We start from the raw sequence: 17,648 nt of genomic DNA, 5'->3' as shown, positions 1-17,648 counted from the left end.
GGGCAACCCCATGCGACCGTCGATACCCGGTTGAGATCAACGAAAGTGGCGGCGCCGACGTCGAGCCCGGCACCGCCACCTTCATCAGCCCACTTCCGAGGGAGGGGAGCCTACGGAAGCAGACGATCGTGGAAGCTGTTGGCGAACACCCGGTGCGGGTCGTGCGCGTTGAGCGAGGCGCGAGTGGCCGCCCAGTTCCCGGATGCGGGAATCCCCTCGGTGTACGCGGCCGGCAGCGTCTCCCCTAGCCACTCCGGATCGCGGTACCCGCCCTGGTCCGTGAAGCCCCAGCCCTTCGCCCACTCGGATCGGAACGTCGCGTAGTCGCCCGAGTAGTTGTCTGCCATCCAGCGCTCCATCTCCCGGAAGTATGCGGACGCACCCGGCGTTCCGGGGAGTGTGACGACGTTCATCCAGATGCAGGTGTCCCAGTCGGGGTGGTCCGGGCGCGGACGGACCGCGGAGATATTCGGCGGCCCAGCCGATTCCACCAGTACCTCGGACTGGTCGTCGACGCCGCACATCCGGACTTCGAACGGACCATTGATCGGATACTTGCCTTCGGCAGCCAACTCACTCATCCGCCGGTTGTGCCATGTCGTGAACTCGTTGATCACTCTCTGGATGTTGGCACGCTTCGTCACGACCACGCCGCCGCCCGCGGTGACCCGCATCGTGGTGTGCCGCAGGTAGAACAGCACGTCCTTGGACCAACCCCACAGGTCGTCTGTGTCGGTGAGCGCCAGGCCGGCCTGTACGGCCACCAACTGCCCGATTCCGAACGCCGGCGTGGCCGCCTGGATACCCGCGGCCACCTGTCCGAGTAGATCGGTGAGCGGTTCGGGCAGGTTGTCGGTGAAAAAGTAGTTGTAGGGGCCGAACACTTCCCGCGACTCCGGCGGCCGAACCGGCGTCGGGGTCCAGATCTTCAGCCACGGCTTGTCGGTGAACGGGAACCAGATCGCCTCGACGCGACCCGACCGCTCGACGAAACTCTCGTACGTCCGGCCCGGCGCTCCCGGTTGCGCAAACATCTCCTGCCACGGGATGTCCATAATGCTCTGACAGCGCAGCCGGACGTTGGCGCCGGCCTGCAGGGTCACCGCGGTGACGAAGCTGCGGCCCAGATGAGTGAGCAGCGCGGTGATCTCGGGATCGGCGCGGGTGAAATCGCGCAACACGAATCGATCGATGTTCTCGTCCCACACCACTGCGGTCATCGCAGTCACCAGATTCGACAGCGAGCCATACGACTGACCGGGCGTCACGGTCTCACCCGCCGCTGGGTAGGTGGCGCCGTGTGCGCCGATCGCGAGGACGCCGGCAATCGAGAGATCTCCGATGGCGGGCGAGTTCGCCCAACCGAGGCCGTGTTGCTGCAGCGCGGTAAGGATCGCCTCGAGACTCGCGCCCCCGCCGGCCGTCACAGTTGCCGGGGTACCGGACGGGTTCACGTTCACCCAGTTCAGGTGAGTCATCGTGTCGACAAGCAGGGTTTTCTCGACGCTCTCACCCGGCACGACGGTGAGCGGGCTCCAGCCGTGCATGGTGCCCCTCGCCCGGACCCGGAAGCCGTTGTCCTTGGCCCAGTTCGCGATCCGCACCACGTCGTCCGGCGTCCGCGCGATCGCCGTCCAGACGGCGTCGAACCGGATGTCCTTGGCCCAGTTGACGTAGGCCTGCTGGGTCAGCGGGATGTCCGACGGGAACGTCGGCGGCACCGGAAGAGCGGACACCGGTCCACCACCGGAACCAGTCGAGCCGGCCGGCGGTAGCGCGAAGACCGGGGACCAGCCCATTCCCGTCAGGGCCGCGGCGCCCGCCGCTGCCCCGGCCGCCTTGCCGAGGAATCCCCTGCGGGACATTCCGTTACGCGACGGGCTCGTCGACATCTTGTACTCGCCGGCATCCACAGGTTCGACTCCGAATCTCTCGTCGGGGAAGCGGCATCACCAGCCCGCCGCGCATGATCTCGAGTCAAACTAGAACAAGTCCGGTTCCGATGCCAGTGGTTCCGTAATACTGCCTGGGTGAATCGTCCGGACGCGTCACTTCTCGACGCCCTGCACCGACGTCCGGAGGGCATCGGTGATCGCCTGGGGCGCCCCATCCACCGCCCACACCCCGAGCGCAACGGCGAGGACCGTCAGCAACGGACCGAGGATCACCTTCTCGAATCCGCCGCCCGCACGGATCGCCAGGAAGGACGGCAGACGGATCTCCCACCAACGGCGGCCGCCGAACGGCACGAACGGCGCCAGAAACGGCACACCCTCCTTGGTGATCATGTCGCCGAGACAGTGCGTAGCGCAGCCGAGAGCCACCGCCACCCCGAGCCCGGTAGAGCCCACCTGGTCCGGGAACCACTGCCACGTCAGGATCGACAGGAAGGCGGCCGCCGCAGTCACGACCAGCCAGCCCTTGTCCCGCGCCCAGTCCCCCGCCAATCCGCGCAGCGCCAGCCCCAGCGTGAAGAAGAGAGTGACGATGATCGCGGGCCGGCCGAACTGTCCCACCAGTGCGGAGACACCTGCTCCGAGCCCCACCGCGAACAGTGCGGTGTGCGTCAGCGTGCGATGCCCACCTCGCCGCGGACCGTCCCTGCGGCCCTTCGTCACCCGATACACCGCGAGCGAGATCGCGTCGATACCGGCGGCGAGCGCCCGGCTTATGGGCCCGAACGAGCGGGCGACGGTGGACTGGTTGGTGTCCAGGTCTGGCAGCAGCGCGGCACCGGCGCACACACCGGCGAACGCAAACGTCTCCGCGGTCGAGGTCGGCCCTCCCCAGTCGGTCGGCAACAGATCCGCGACGGCGAGGCCGACCACGGCACCGGACATTGCATGGGTAGGACCCATAACCATGTGGGAGAACACCTTTCACGCTGACGAACAGAGTCGGGGCCCGACACCGGAAGTGTCGGACCCCGCACCCTGAACCGTAGCAACGACCACCGACACGCGGGTTCGACGGACACGACGGACCATCGCGGGGCCGGCGCCCCCGTCGAGGAACTACCGGCCCCCGCCGCCGAGCGGTTGCCGATCGATTTCCTGGCAGGGTTTCTCGAAACCGTGACCCGCCCGCCGCCGCGGCGGCGGTGAGGCCACACTCCACACACGGCAACGGTGTCGACGCGGTCATTCGAAACCACACAATCTGCCCGTGGCAGTCATTGCTCCGCAACCGGTCGTCGCCGCCGTTGGTCAGCGTCGACTCCGAGGGGCATGATGGAAGTAATCCTCGAGTGCCCGGGAGGCGGTTATGGACACGGTGATTCTGTGGCTGGCAGCAACCATCATCTACTGGTGGGGACTCCTCCCCTGACGAGTAGGTAGGCCGAGAAGTCCTCGAACGCGGAAGGATCCGCCCCGACACACGGGGCGGATCCTTCCTGGTTCGTACGGCCGTTACTTCTGGCCGGCGCGCACGCCTTCCTCGACCTTCTTGCCGAGCTCGGCGTCCACGTTCTTCCAGTACTCGAAGACGCGCTGCAGCACCGGCTCGCTGACACCGCCGAGCGCATGGCCGACGATGTTGCTCACCAGACGCTCACGGGCGGCGTCGTCGAGCACCTCGCGGACCAAGGTTCCGGCCTGGGTGAAGTCGCCGTCCTCCGGGTGCTGAATGTATCCGGCGCGCACTGCCTCGCCGTCGAACGCCCACAGGCCCTCGTCGCCGGCGGCCGACGGATCGGCGTGCGGTCCGCCATACGAGTTGGGCGCGTATACCGGGGTGTCGGCGGAGTTGAAGCTGTAGCGCATCGCGCCCTCCTTGGAGTAGGAGTTCACGGGCGCTTTGGGTGCATTCACCGGGAGGTCGGCGTAGTTGGTGCCGATCCGGTACCGGTGCGCGTCGGCGTAGGAGAACACGCGGCCGAGCAGCATCTTGTCGGGGCTGAATCCGATGCCCGGCACCACGTTCGACGGCTCGAACGACGCCTGCTCGATCTGCGCGAAGAAGTTCTCCGGATTGCGATTGAGGGTCCACTTGCCGACCTCGATCAGGGGGTAGTCCTTTTGGGACCACACCTTGGTCAGGTCGAATGGGTTGAAGCGGTAGCCCTCCGCCTCCGCGACCGGCATGACCTGGACCTTCATGGTCCAGGTGGGGAACTCACCGCGGTCGATCGCGTTGTACAGATCGGCGCGGTGGTAGTCCGGGTCGGAGCCGGCGAGCGTGTCTGCCTCGGCCTGCGTGAGGAACTCGATGCCCTGGTCGGTCTTGAAGTGGTACTTGACCCAGAAGCGCTCACCGGCAGCATTGACCCACTGGTAGGTGTGCGAACCGAAACCGTCCATGTGCCGCCACGTCTTCGGGATGCCGCGATCCCCCATCAGCCAGGTCACCTGATGCGCGGTCTCCGGACGCAGCGTCCAGAAGTCCCACTGCATGTCGTGGTCACGCAGACCCGAACCCGGCAACCGCTTCTGTGAGCGGATGAAGTCGGGGAACTTGATGGGGTCCTTGATGAAGAAGATCGGCGTGTTGTTGCCGACGAGGTCGTAGTTGCCCTCTTCGGTGTAGAACTTCATCGCGAACCCGCGCGGATCGCGCCAGGTGTCGGGGCTGCCCTGCTCGCCGGCGACGGTGGAGAACCGCACCAGCGACTCGGTCTTCTTGCCGGGCTGCAGGAACTTCGCCTTGGTGTATTTGCTGACGTCACCGGTGATGACCAGTTCGCCGAATGCACCACCGCCCTTGGCATGCACGATGCGCTCGGGCACCCGCTCGCGGTTGAACTGCGCCAGCTTCTCGATCAGGTAGTGGTCGTGCAGAAGAATCGGTCCCTGCGTCCCCGCGGTGAGCGACTCGTCGTCGCTGGCGACGGGGATTCCGAAGTTGTTCGTCGTCGGACGTGACTGTGCGGACGTCATTTTGCGAAGCCTCCTTGGCACTGATGGGCTGTGGCTGTCTTCGAAGTGATCGACCCACCCGATCCGGGTACATCGTCTTGATTCTGTGAGCTGGCATCGGCCCGTGCCCCGGTTTTCGCCGAATCCTTCCGGCATTCGGAACACAGACCCCAGAACACGACCTCGGCCTCGTCGATTACGAACCCGTGGTCACTCGAGGGCTCCAGGCAGGGAGCATGACCGACGACGCAATCGACGTCGACGACCGCGCCGCAGGCGCGGCACACCAGGTGGTGATGGTTGTCCGCGGTGCGGGTCTCGTACCGCGCCGACGAGCCTGCGGGCTCGATCCGGCGCAGCAACCCCGCACGGACGCAGGCCCCGAGGACGTCGTAGACAGCCTGTCTCGAGACCGAACCGAGCTGACGGCGCACCTCGGCAGCGACCTGCTCCGCATCCGAATGTGGATTCGCGGCAACGGTGTTCAGAACCGCAACGCGAGGAGCGGTGACACGCAGACCCGCTTCCCGCAGCCGTGTGCGGGGCTCGACGTCGCGCTCTCCAGGTTGCATGAGCCCAGTATCCGCCTTTTCTGGAATAAGTCAAAAGAACAACTGGCTCCAGTTTCGCCGAGAGTGCTCGCAAGTCCTCGGGCCACGTCACGGCAGAGGCCGTCGACACCTGAGGTGTCGACGGCCTCTGCCGAAGTGCCGAAGTGCTGCGGGCTAAATCCCCATCGACCGGGCGATCATCGGCCAGGAGTTGTGCAGATCGTCCTGCCAGTAGCCCCATGAATGGGTGCCGCCGGGCTTGAAGTCGAAGGTCGCCGGAATCTTCAGCTGGGCGAGACGGTTCGCCAGGTTGAAAGTGCAGTAGTTGGTTCCGGCCTCGAGCACACCGCCCACAATGACCTGATTGGCGAGCGCCCCCATCTGACCGTTGATACCCGGACCGTTCAACGTCTCGTGCGGGCCGGGCAGTCCGGAGCCGGTGGTGATGTAGAGCTCGGTCCCGCGGAGCCTTTCGGCATTGACGACCGGATCGTTGTCGATCCAACCCCGTCCATCGAGGGGGCCCCACATGTTGGTGATGTCGACTCCCCCGCGCACACCGGTCACCAACTGGATCGCATTCTGACCGACCCAGGTGCTGGTCTCGGCGCAGCCGCTGAAGGAACCGACACTCTTGTAGAAGCCAGGCTTGGCGATTGCGTAGTTGAGTACCGAGGTACCGGTCATGGAGATCGCCGCGATGGACTGCACCTTGTTGGTGTCGAACTCGGCGTCGATGACGGGCGGCAGTTCCTCGAGCATGAAGGTCTGCCACTTCTGGCGGCCGAGCGTCGGATCGTCCTTGACCCAGTCGGTGTAGTAGCTGAACGCGCCTTCGAGGGGGGTGACGACGTTGACGTTCTTGTCCCGGAAGAAGTTCATGACATCGGTCTTCCGCTGCCAGGTAGCCGAGTCCTCACCGCCGCCCGCGCCGTTGAGGAGATAGAGCGTCGGGCGCGGCTGACTGGTGTCTGCGGGGAGGATGACCTCGAGCGGGATCTTCCGGTCCATCGACGGCGAGTACACCGAGATCGTGACCTTGCGGTCGGAGTTCTTGGTGGTGCTCACGAGGTATGCGCCGGTCGCCGTCATCGTCGCGTCCTTTGCCGGCGACGTGGTGGCGCCCCCGGCGAAAGCTGTTGCCGGCGCCGCGAGCACCGACGCGGCGGTCACGATAATCGCAGCCGCCAGAACACGCGCGCGCCCGATCTTCACATTCCTCATCCGAAAATCCTCCCCAAAGCATGAACATGCCGGCACCACTGAACGTGCTCGTTATCGCCCGTCGATGAAGCTGCCGAAGATCACCTCAGCGCGGCATTCGTGCAACACCATACCGACTGAAAAGCCCTGAGTGTCCTGATCCGGGATACCGGCTCGAAGATTCACCCATCGGTCCACCAGACACCCTTGGCCGCAGCCTCGACCGTAGCCGCGAAAACAGCCTTGAGTTCAAGAGACATCGCGCCCCGATGCTTCGAGGATCGAATCGAAACCTGCTGCGGATCAAGTCGATTGCACAGGTCTGCGCGACCGCGGGTTCCCACACCGTGTTGGTCGCCTCGGACAGCTCTTTCAGCCAGTTGCACAAACCACGATGAGCCCGTACGCCGCGCGGCCCGCTGTCATCTCCCCGGCGAACTTGCCGGTGACCCTCGAGATGGTGGCTCCGGACTCACGAGGACAATTCAGGATCACGCAGTGCGCGTCTGCGGATTTTACCCGTTTGCGTTTTCGGTAGTTCCGCAACGATTTTGACGGTTCTGGGGCGCTTGTAGGGCGCAAGGCGCTCGCGGGCGAACGACAGTAAATCGTCGGGGCCGATGCTGTGCCCATCCCTCAGCGAGATGTAGGCGGCTACCGACTCCCCGCGATACTCGTCGGGAACTCCCACGACCGCCGCCTCGAGTACAGCCGGATGCGCGTGGAGCACGTCCTCGACTTCTCGTGGCCATACTTTGTACCCGGAGACGTTGATCTGGTCCTTGATCCGGTCTACTAGGTAGACCCAGCCATGTTCGTCCACGATTGCGCTGTCACCGGATCGGAGCCTTCCCCCGAGCATAATCGCGTCGGAATCCATTGGTTTGCGCCAGTACCCGGAGACCACTTGTGGGGCGGTAATGACGAGTTCGCCTTGATGTCCGGGTGGGAGTGGCCGGCATTCGGAGTCGATCACTTCCAACTTCACACCGGGTAATGGTCGTCCGATTGACAGTGTTCCGCTGCCGGGATCCACCGGCGCGGATGTGCCGGGCGGTACTGCGGCGACTGCCGATGAGGTTTCAGTCATGCCGTAGGCGTTGTGGATGTAGTGGCCGAACCGTTCCTGGAATCGGACGACCGTACTCGGCGGCACCGGAGCTCCCCCGCTGAACAGCGTCTTCACGTGGGAGAAGTGCTCGGCAGAAGCGTAATTGGAGTTCATTATCGCGTTGAAGGCGGTGATCGATCCTATGGTGTAGGTGACCCTGTGCTCATGCATGGCATCGACAGCCACGTCGTTCTGGAAGCGCCCAGCGAACACCAGGGTGGTTTGTTCGGTAAGGGCGAGCGAAGCGATGACGACGGCGCCGGTGATGTGGAACAACGGAGCGAGCGCGAAGACGACATCTCCTGGGGCGATGCCAGCGAGTCGCGCGAAGTTGGTGGTCACCGCGAGCACGTTGGCGTGTGTGTTCATCGCACCCTTCGGAGGCCCGGTCGTGCCTGAGGTGTAGGCGAGGAACGCCAAATCGTCGCTGCCAAGTCTGACCTGAGGAGGACGTTTGCCGATGTACTCGTCAGCGAGCCGCAGTAGATCGATCTCGGGGGACGCCAATGGTGTTGCTGTCGTTGCCGGAGCATCTCGGGTGAGCCCCTCTGATTCTGAGCTCCCGGAGGGCGAGCCGAAAACCCGGGGATCGTCACGCGACTGCAGATCGGATTCTGCGGTCCCGAGCACCCACCGAACCGTCGTTCCGGTGACGCTCTCCCTGACCGCCTGCACATCGTGGTCGGTGGTGATGATCCCGAGCGGTTCCGCATCGGTGACCAACTCCCGCAGCTCCCGGCCGCGGTACATTGGGTTGATCAAGAGCGCGGTCGCGCCGAGTTTCCACAGTGCGAGTAGAACAAGCGCATATTGCGGAATGTTCTGGAGGTGGATGCCCACCCGATCGCGGTGCCCCACGCCGAGTTCGGCGAGGGCAACTGCGAGCGCATTCGCGAAGTCATCGGCCTGGCGCACGGAGAGCGTGTTGTCGAAGTACACCAGGGCTGGAGAGTCAGGATCGTGTCGGACCCGGTTACTCCAGGCTTCGATGAGTGTGCACAAGCGGGGCCGGGCCTCGAACTGTGCGGCGACCGCGCTCTTTTGGGACTCATCGGTTGGTGCCGTTTCCGGGTCGTGGGTGCTCATGCCGGGAGTTCCTTCTGTCCGGTCTCACGGACCGTGAGGACCGTGAGGAGGCCGATGACGCAAACTCCCATGACCCAGTAGGCGGGTGACATTGCGTTGCCGGTCGATTCGACGAGCTGGGCGGCGACGTAGGGCGCTGTTCCACCAGCGGCAATGGTGCCGATATTGAAGCCCAGGGATACTCCGGTGTAGCGGACCGTACGGGGGAAGAGTTCCGTGAACAGGGGGAAAGCGGGGACCTGCACGACCCCGTTGAGCACCATATAGACGAAGTAGACGATGCCGATGACAAGAATGCTGGATGTTGAGCTCATGATGATGAAGGCAGGGAGCGCGATCACGACAAAAGCGAGGTAGCCGCCAATCAGTATCGGTTTGCGGCCCCATCTATCAGTGAGCATGCCGCTGAGCGGGAATGTGGTGCAGGCCAGAGCAATACTGATGGCCGATGTCCAGTAGACGGTGTCCTTCGAAAACCCGACGTCGTTGATCAGATATACGCTGAAGTACGTCAATCCGATGTAGCCGGAACCGTTCATGGCGATGGCGATGCCCACGACTCGGAGGACTGCCAGCGGATTTTGGGTGATGGTGTCAAGTAGCGGACTCTTTGTGACCTGCTGCTTTTCGGCCATCTCCTCAAATTCAGGGGTGTCCTCCAGCTTCATCCTGACCCGGAGACAGAGAGCGGCGAGGGGAAGTGCGAGCAAGAATGGGATGCGCCAACCCCACGACTCCATCTGTTCTTCCGTGGTGAGAAGGGCCACCACGCCAACGACTGCGGCAGCCACGGCGAAGCCGAGTGTCGAACCGACCGGTGTGAAGGACCCGAAGAATCCGCGCTTTCCGGTCGGTGCCGATTCGGCGATGTAAGTAGCCGCGCCGCCGACTTCACCGCCGGCAGAGAATCCTTGGGCAAGCCGGACGAGTACCAGTAAGACGGGGGCGACGACGCCGACATTGGAGTGAGTCGGGAGTAGGCCGAGAATGCCGCAGGCCACGCCCATGCTGACGACGGTGATAACGAGTGCGGACCGACGTCCGCGGCGGTCGCCGAGGCGACCAAAAAAGATCCCGCCGAGCGGACGAGCGACGTAGGCAACGCCGAAAACAGCCAGAGTGGACAGAATCGACACCGAGGAACTGTCCGACGGGAAGAAGAGGGGCGCGATGGTGATGGCGAGGAAGCCATACACCGCGAAGTCATAGTATTCGATGAGGGTGCCGACACCGCCTGCAATGGCGGCGCGCCGGGCCACGGAACTCGACTTTTTCAACGGTATTGCCGGGAGTGGTTCGGAGGGGCGAAGGTCACTGGCCTCGAGGGAAGGTTCGGTGTTCATCATTGAGCCTGTCTTTCGCGTGCGCGCTCAGCGAGCAGGAGGTTGTAGGAACCGCCGGCCTCGATGACCTGTACGGTCCGAGGATTGGGCGGGGTGCCGACCAGGCGGGTTCCGTCGGACAGTCGCAGAGTGGCAGCGCGCCAGTCGAGGGCTACGGAATCGTGAACCCGTACTGCGGTCGATACACCGGGGACCGTGATCAACGGCATGCCGTTGAAGGTCTCGCCGCGCCAAAAACCGGGCGAGAAGGACTCTGCGACTATGGCGGCGATACCGGCATTCCGGAGAGCGACCATGGGCGGATAGTGCGGATGGCCATAGCCGAAGTTGCGACCCCCGACGATGATGTCGCCGGGGCAGACGCGATCGGTGAACGTCGGATCGTATTCCTTCATGCACACCGAACGCAGATGGTCGGGATTGTAGGACTTGATATTGGACACGCCGACGACGAGATCGATATCGAAATCGTGGCCAAAGATCCAAGCGATCTTGCCTTCGATGATGTCGGGAGGTGGCGGGTAGGAACTCACTGGACCGATTCCTGAATTGTGCCTGCCAGGGCGCTGGCTGCGACTGTGTACGGCGACCCCATGTATATGTTGGCGTCGGAACTGCCCATCCGGCCCGCGATGTTCAGGACACCGGTTGAGATGCAGTTCTCGCCGGCCTGCAGTGGTTTCTGGTAACCGAAGCAGAAGTCGCAACTCGACTGATTGATGTGCGCACCAGCCTGCCGAAGCACATCGAGGATGCCTTCTTCCTCGGCCTGGTCGTACACTCGCTGGGAAGTCGGCACGATGTTGAGTTCGACGCCTGGCGCGACTTTTCCCCCGTCAAGCACCAGCGCCGCAGCACGCAGATCCTCGATTCGACCGCTGGCGCATGAGCCGATGAAGGCTCTCGTGATGGGTGTGCCAGCAAGCTCTTCTGCCGTCTTGGTATTGGCAACGCGAGCCGAGCCGGGCAATACCACCCGTGGGGTCAGGGTCGCGAGGTCGATCGTGTGGCGGGCGGTATAGATGGCGTCGGTATCGGGATACACCGGATCGAAGTTGCGGCGGGCGACTTCATTCGCGTAGGCCAGCGACATCTCATCCGGTTCGAATACCGCGGAGACGGCTCCGGTGAACATTGCCATTCCACAGAGGCCCTGGCGGTGATCGATGGCCATCGAGCGTGCCCCCGGTCCACCGAATTCCATCACTTGGTGAGCGCAACCGTCGGCGCCGACCATTTCGATGATGGTGTGGACGAGGTCGCGGCTATCGACGCCACGTGGGAACTCACCGAGGAGGTCGAATCGAGTAGTGGCTGGGATATCGACGAACACCTGGCCGGTGACCCAGGCTTCGATGAGATCTCGTCGGATACCCCAGCCGAGCGCCCCAAAAGCCCCAACCCCACTGATGTGGCCGTCGAAATGCACGAGGAACTCGCCGGGAATAGCGAGGCCGAGTTCGGCAGTCAGCTGGTGACCGATGCCGCGCCCTTCGTGCAGCTCGATGCCGTAGAAATCGCACCAATCTCGAGTAACCTGGTGGACTTCGGCTTCCGTGTCGTTGTGCTTGGTGAGCATGTGATCGATGAAAACGATATAGCGACTCGGGTCCTGCAATTCGGTGATCCCGAAGTCGTTGTGCATCTGGCGGAACATCACGTCGGTGTAGCCGGGAAAGTCGTAGGCGATCATCCGAGCGGGCTTCACCGCGTGGTTTTCACCGGCGCGAACCGCGTGCCGACTCGAGGCGCGACCCAGTATCTTCTCCGTCATCGTGTACCCCATGGCGATCACTGCTCCTGGCCGGACGGTAGGTACTTTTTCTGCATGGCTTCGACCTCGGGGAAGCCGATCAGTTCCATGAATTCGTGGTGCTCGAGTGCGTCTGCGCCGACCTCGGCGGGTGGTTCGCCGGCGGCCAATCGCTTCAGTGTTGCGCGGGCAGCACCGGCCGCAGCCATCAGCACTTGGGTGGGCAGCAGGGCCAGTCGGACACCGATCTGGTCGAGGACCTCGGGGGTGAACTCGCGTTCGGTCCAGGTCGAGGCGGTCAGGGTAGCCATCAGTGGAACCCCGACTTCTTCGTGGCAGCGTTGCCACTGTTCGACAGTTTCGAAGGTCTTGGTGACCGGCATGATCATGTCTGCGCCGGCCGCGACATAGGTCTGGGCACGGCGGATGGCGTCGTCCCCGCGCGCATCGGTACGGGCGATCAGGAGGATGTCGTCAGGAATCGAGTCGCGGACGGCGCGGATCTTGCCAGTCGCCTCGGCGACGCTGATCAGGTCGACGGGATTGCCAACACAGATCGGGCAGGATTTGGGAGAGACCTGGTCCTCCATGAACATGCCACCGACGCCCGCGGCGGCAAATTTGGCAGCGGTGCGTGCGGCGTTCACCGCATTCCCGTACCCGGTGTCGATATCGGCCACCAGTGGCAGTTTCGACGCTTCGAGGATCGTGCGGACTGCCTGCAAGTTCTCGGTCTGGGTGTAGAGCTCGGCATCGGGGAGTCCGAGCGCGGCCGAGACCGCGAAGCCCGAGGCGCACAGGGCGCTGAATCCCGCCTGGTCTGCCAGTCGGGCAGTAAGGCCGTCCCATACGCCTGGGGCGTAGACGAGGCCGTGTGATGTGAGGTCTTTCAAAGTCCGACGGTACACAGTCGCTCCGTTTCGCCATGCGGAATCGATTTCGTATTGCGGTACGCACCGTAGGGTGGTTCAAGTCACAAAGTCAACCCCGACCGGTGACTCTGTTCGTATGGTGGCCACACTGGCCGTGCAACCAAAGAAAGCGAGTGAGTATCAGTGACTGTGCCTATCGAGCACGAATCGCCGGGAGGTCGCGATACTGTGGGGGCCGTCCTCAAGGCCTGCGCACTGCTCGAGCACTTCGGCGCCGACCGGCCGGTCTGGACTTTGAACGCCCTCACAGCGGCGAGCGGGATGAACAAGACCACGGTGCATCGCCTGATGGCCACACTGATCCACGCAGGATGGGTGGATCGGACCGGCGAAGGTGCCTACCGAATCGCGATGCCGGTGTTCGAGATCGGTTCCGCTGCGTTGGCGAAACTCGATATCCGTTCCGCAGCAAGACCATTCTTGTCCGATCTTGCCGCAGCTTTCGGCAATACCGCGTACTTGATGGTGCCTGCCGAACAGGGTGCGGTGTGCATAGATCTCCTGGAGGGAAGGAATACGCTCGTCGTCGCGGGAATCAATGTCGGGTCGGTGCTGCCGTATCACGCTGCGGCGGGCCCAACTGTCATGCTTGCGAACTCGAAAGTATTGCAGGACAGGTGGATCAAGGAAGAACTCCCGGCGATCACCGATCGGACGATCACTGATGTGAATGAACTCGTCCAACACCTCGACAAGATTAGAGAGGTAGGGTATTCCGTCAGCAACTCCGACTATTTGCCAGGGGTGGCCGCAGTGGCGGCACCGATTCTCGGGCGGGACGGGTCGGTCCTCGCGTCCATCAGCGTGGGTGGACGGGCTGACGAGTTCGAAGACGAGTCACTCCGCGTGAAGATCGACAAGGTATGCGAAGCCGGAGAACACATCACACGGATCGTGCAGGCATTGCCACGAGGCTGACATGTACCGCCGCGACGTCCTCGCCCACCTGTTCGCCGGGCGTCGGGCGTCGGGCGTCGGGCGTCGGGCGTCGTCACCAGCGAATCGGGGCGGTCCCACCGATCGACGCGTCGAGTCTCCACGGACGCATCGTGTTTCGGTCGCTGTCGAGCACCTTCGCTGATTTCGATTCTGGGCCGATCCATCCACGGCCAGCTGACGGCGTGGCAGCGGCGAAGGCTGCTGGTCGGTAACCGGGCAGAGGGAACAGACAGCCGGGCTCATAGCTGACGTCGTCGGGTCCGGGGACGCGTCAGATCGAACCGCGACGGAGCCGTCGATCACTCTGCGACAGTCCGGAATCCGAGCATCATGTCGTGGTCCTCGTGATCGAGCATGTGACAGTGCCACACGTATCCCTGCAGCGTCCCGGCGCCCGCCGGGGCGCTGTCGCGTCCGGCGTGGGCGGGCATCTGGTGCCCCGGCATGTCGGGCATGTCGTGTGTGGATGGAACCGGTGCTGGGCCCCCGAACGTGGTGTCGGGATCGAAGCCGAGCCCGGCCGCGGTCGGGAACACCACGACGATCCTGGTGATCGAACCTGGATTCGCGACGACGGTGTCCTTGAATCCAGTCTCCCACGACTCCGGCGGTATCAGCGGGGAGGTGACGAATTCGTCGGCGGGCGGCGTCCACTTGGTGCCGATCGGCGGTTGCGGATACTGCCGCGCGTAACGCGCGATGTCGATGTGCTGCCGACCCAAGACCCGAAAGGTAACCAGGTGCAGGTGAATCGGATGCGGCTCGGGAGTGACGTTGACGATGTTCCACTGCTCGACGGTGCCCTGCCGGGGTGTTTCGACGTCCGGGTCGCCGAACAGCAGGTTGTTCAGCGACATGATCGTGCCGCCGGTAGACGGATCGATCAGCTGCATGACGGTGACGGTGCGCTGCACCTGCGGCGCCGGGACGGGCTCGAGGTCGGCGGGCTGCCCAGCACCGCCACGCAGAGTCTGCGGCACCACGCCGGCGAACCCCCGCTGCTCCCCCACCCGGAACCGGCAGAACAGCGGCATCGGCCGTGCCCCACGCTGGGACGCAGCGAGCGGCGGCGGCTCGTCGTTGCGCAGTTCCACCGTTGCCCCGGGCTCGAGCATCCCGAAGTCGGCAAGCAGGTCGACGCGTTCGCCAGGCGCGAGGCGCACGTGGTCCGACGGCACCGGGGTGGGCAGCATGCCGCCTTCCATGCCGAGGATCCAAAAGCGCATCCGGTTGCCGAAGAACAGGTTCCAAACGCTGAATGAAGCAGCGTTCACCAGTCGGAGCCGATACATCCCCCGCGCCACCGCGAGTTCCGGCCAGATCTTGCCATTGACGACACCGACGTCGCCGGGGGTGCCGCCGTCCCAGCGCCCCTGCGGCACCAGCGGCGTGGCACGGATGCTCTGCCGTCCGTCGGCGGTGAAGATCTTCTCCTGCAGGATCAGCGGGATCTCGAACTCCCCCGACGGCAGACCCCACGCGTTAGTCTTTGTGCCCGTGTCGAATTCGTCACGAAGCAAGAAGATCCCGGCGAGCCCGGCGTACACGTTCAATCGGGTGATCCCCATCGCGTGATCGTGGTACCACAGCTGAGTGGCCTCGTGACCGTTCGGATAGTGGTGCACGTGCCCCTGCCCGGGCCGCTGCAGGAACGCTGGATGCCCGTCGTGCTCGGGCGGAGTGACCGCCCCGTGCAGGTGCATCGACGTGGGCACCGCAGTTCGGTCCTGTTCGGTCACCCCGTGCAGGGTGGTATCGAAGTCGGCGGCGAGCGGATGCACGCCGATCTCGTTGCGGTAGGCCACCGTCAGCGGATCGCCGGTGTGCGCCTCCACCGTGGGTCCGAGGTAGTCCATACCGCCGTAGGCCAAGGCGGGGGACGGGTCCAGGTCGCGGTGGAAGCGGTGCATCGTGCTGCCCGCTCGCAGCTCGAGCTGCGAGCCGGTCAGGACCGGCAGCAGCGGCAGCTCGTCGCGAAACGGCTCGAGCCGGGGCGAGGCGAACAGCAGCGGGCGGGAGGGGTCGATGTTGCCGAGGTCGCCGAGATCCTGGGCGCGCACCGCCGCCATGCCCGCCGACACCGCCCCGAAGCCCGCACTCAGCGCGAGCCCGCGAGCGAAGGCACGACGGGAGATTCCTCCACTCATGTCACGTCACACTCCTCGTCGTCGCCGCCGGACCGGAGCACACGGAAACGCGTCGTCCCGACCGTACGCCGGAGTCGCTGCGCTGCTGCTATTTTCCGGGGAACCATCCCGATTCCAGGGCCACGTACCAGACGACTCGGACGAATTGTCACGACCGCGCGCGCCGCGATGGACTCCGCGGCCGACACCGTACGTCCGCGGAGCCGACCGGCACGGCCGTATCCACCCGAACCCGACGGCTCACCTACGCTGACGGGATCCATCGGGACCGGTCACGCCGCGCTCCCGCCGAGCCGGAGCGGGGTGCTGTGAAGCCGTCGAAGTTCAATGTCGCGTTGGCGCGGGAGGCTCTCGCGGCGCGATCGGAATCCGCGCAGGGCTGGCTGCGCGGCACCGCGCCTGGACGGACTGTCGAGCGCGTCCTTTCGGGCCTGGTCGACATCGAACTGGTGGACCGGTCGATGACGCTCGCCGCCCAGTCGTTCACATCGGTGTTGCCGGTGATCATCGCGGTGTCCACGCTCAGCCGGCATGACACGTTCACGAAGGGGTTCTTCGACCAGTTCGGCATCGATGTCGACGCCGTGGACGTCCACCCGGGCACCTTCAACACCGACCAGCCGACGTCCGCGGCGTTCGGCATCGTCGGGCTCCTCATGGTGGTGCTCTCCGGGACGTCGTTCGCACGAGCCCTCGGACGAATGTACGGGCGGATTTGGCACGTGCCGACGCTCCGCATCACGAACTGGTGGCGGTGGGTGGCCGTACTGATGACCGTCGCGTCGTCCGCTGCGCTCGTAGGCACTACGCGCGTGCTGCGCGACGTCGCATACGTCGGAGGCACGCTGGCACTGATCGCACAGTTCCTGGTCTGGATGGGTCTGTGGACGCTGGTGCCGTACCTGTTGACCGAGCGTCGGCTGTCGGCGCGCGTGCTGTGGGCGACCGGGACGATAACCGCGGCGGGTCTGGCCGCGTTGCGGGTCGGCGGCAACATCGTGCTGCCGCGGACGGTGGCGAGCGCCGTAGCCAAGTTCGGCGAGCTGGGTCTGGTGTTCACCGCGATCGGCTGGATGTTCGTGGCCTGCGGGATCATCGTCAGCGCCGCGGTGATCACGAAGGCCCTCGCGCTCGACGAGGGGCCGATCGGACGGTTCCTTCGAGGACCGACGACCGGACTCACAGACAGTGCCCCCGCTTCCCGAGCGGAAGACGCCACCCAGCGGAAGTTAGCCCAGCCATCGGGCCTGCGCTACCCGACCGACGGGCAAGCGCCGGACGGGTAACTCGCAGAATTGGGTGCGGCGCCCGCTGTACCCGAATTCCCAGCCGAAGGCGACGGGGTGCCTATTCTCGAGCATGGTGTAGCGGACGTCGCAACGGTGACGAACCGTCTGGCGGCGGCGAAATTGAAGGAGAGAACTTTCCCGATGACTGTCTACTTCCTGGTCGGCCTGCCGATCCTCGTCGTCGGCGCGGCCCTGCTCGTCACCAGCAGGACGAAAGCCACCACGCCCGCTGCCCGACAGCTACCGGCAGGCAAGTACCGCACCCGGTATGCGATCGGACTTGTCACGGCAACGCTCGCCTGTGTGCTGATGAACATCGGTTCGCTGACGACCGACATTCCTGGACCGATGAAAGCCCTGTCCGTGCTAGGAACCGTACTGCTGCTCGCGACCGTTCTGATCACGACCGTCAGGCTCCGCTCCGCCGATTGACCTCCA

Annotated in this window: 14 protein-coding genes; 3 read left to right on the top strand and 11 right to left on the bottom strand. The window is 64.5% G+C overall.

What is annotated here, in order from left to right; translation table 11 throughout:
• Positions 1-110: 110 nt before the first annotated feature.
• The 10 genes from ERC79_RS14130 to ERC79_RS14085 form a co-directional block, all read right to left on the bottom strand.
• Entirely contained in the window at positions 111-1,865 is a 1,755-nt protein-coding gene (locus ERC79_RS14130; RefSeq protein ID WP_131579083.1) for a cholesterol oxidase substrate-binding domain-containing protein, read from the bottom strand.
• A gap of 183 nt (positions 1,866-2,048) precedes the next feature.
• Positions 2,049-2,864, bottom strand: a complete 816-nt coding sequence (locus ERC79_RS14125; protein ID WP_131579081.1) for a metal-dependent hydrolase — start codon at positions 2,862-2,864, stop codon at positions 2,049-2,051.
• A 546-nt stretch (positions 2,865-3,410) separates the two neighbouring features.
• Complete coding sequence (locus tag ERC79_RS14120; RefSeq protein ID WP_131579079.1) at positions 3,411-4,877, bottom strand: catalase; 1,467 nt, start codon at positions 4,875-4,877, stop codon at positions 3,411-3,413.
• Positions 4,874-5,428 (bottom strand): Fur family transcriptional regulator, encoded by a 555-nt coding sequence (locus ERC79_RS14115; protein ID WP_131579077.1) that lies wholly within the window; start codon positions 5,426-5,428, stop codon positions 4,874-4,876. Before ERC79_RS14115 ends, ERC79_RS14120 begins: the two co-directional genes overlap by 4 nt.
• 153 nt (positions 5,429-5,581) lie before the next feature.
• A complete protein-coding gene (locus ERC79_RS14110; RefSeq protein WP_131579075.1) occupies positions 5,582-6,631 on the bottom strand; it encodes an alpha/beta hydrolase family protein in 1,050 nt (349 codons plus the stop codon).
• Positions 6,632-7,082: 451 nt separating this feature from the next.
• Positions 7,083-8,807: an AMP-binding protein gene (locus ERC79_RS14105; RefSeq protein WP_131579073.1), complete on the bottom strand. Its 1,725-nt coding sequence runs from the start codon at positions 8,805-8,807 to the stop codon at positions 7,083-7,085.
• On the bottom strand, positions 8,804-10,153 hold the full coding sequence (locus ERC79_RS14100) for an MFS transporter (RefSeq protein ID WP_131579071.1): 1,350 nt from the start codon (positions 10,151-10,153) through the stop codon (positions 8,804-8,806). Before ERC79_RS14100 ends, ERC79_RS14105 begins: the two co-directional genes overlap by 4 nt.
• Positions 10,150-10,683, bottom strand: a complete 534-nt coding sequence (locus tag ERC79_RS14095; RefSeq protein ID WP_131579069.1) for a 3-isopropylmalate dehydratase — start codon at positions 10,681-10,683, stop codon at positions 10,150-10,152. The genes ERC79_RS14100 and ERC79_RS14095 overlap by 4 nt, the downstream gene beginning before the upstream one ends.
• The gene (locus ERC79_RS14090) at positions 10,680-11,936 is read right to left on the bottom strand and encodes an aconitase family protein (RefSeq protein WP_165497216.1); all 1,257 of its coding nucleotides are present in this window, start codon (positions 11,934-11,936) and stop codon (positions 10,680-10,682) included. The genes ERC79_RS14095 and ERC79_RS14090 overlap by 4 nt, the downstream gene beginning before the upstream one ends.
• Positions 11,937-11,941: 5 nt before the next feature.
• Positions 11,942-12,811, bottom strand: coding sequence for an isocitrate lyase/PEP mutase family protein (locus ERC79_RS14085; protein WP_131579067.1), 870 nt, complete (start codon positions 12,809-12,811; stop codon positions 11,942-11,944).
• A gap of 147 nt (positions 12,812-12,958) precedes the next feature.
• On the opposite strand from ERC79_RS14085, the gene ERC79_RS14080 reads away from it, so the two are divergent.
• Positions 12,959-13,753 (top strand): IclR family transcriptional regulator, encoded by a 795-nt coding sequence (locus ERC79_RS14080; protein WP_131579065.1) that lies wholly within the window; start codon positions 12,959-12,961, stop codon positions 13,751-13,753.
• Between the two features lie 320 nt (positions 13,754-14,073).
• Here ERC79_RS14080 and ERC79_RS14075 read toward each other — a convergent pair whose 3' ends face one another.
• Complete coding sequence (locus tag ERC79_RS14075) at positions 14,074-15,921, bottom strand: multicopper oxidase domain-containing protein (RefSeq protein ID WP_131579063.1); 1,848 nt, start codon at positions 15,919-15,921, stop codon at positions 14,074-14,076.
• A gap of 308 nt (positions 15,922-16,229) precedes the next feature.
• On the opposite strand from ERC79_RS14075, the gene ERC79_RS14070 reads away from it, so the two are divergent.
• Positions 16,230-17,207 carry a hypothetical protein gene (locus ERC79_RS14070; protein WP_242676570.1) on the top strand — a complete coding sequence of 326 codons (978 nt, stop codon included), beginning with the start codon at positions 16,230-16,232 and terminating at the stop codon, positions 17,205-17,207.
• Between the two features lie 144 nt (positions 17,208-17,351).
• The gene (locus ERC79_RS14065; protein ID WP_131579062.1) at positions 17,352-17,642 is read left to right on the top strand and encodes a hypothetical protein; all 291 of its coding nucleotides are present in this window, start codon (positions 17,352-17,354) and stop codon (positions 17,640-17,642) included.
• The last annotated feature ends 6 nt before the right edge of the window (positions 17,643-17,648 follow it).

The sequence above is a fragment of the Rhodococcus sp. ABRD24 genome (assembly GCF_004328705.1).
Lineage (GTDB): Bacteria > Actinomycetota > Actinomycetes > Mycobacteriales > Mycobacteriaceae > Prescottella.
This window is presented reverse-complemented; position numbering and strand designations above follow the sequence as displayed.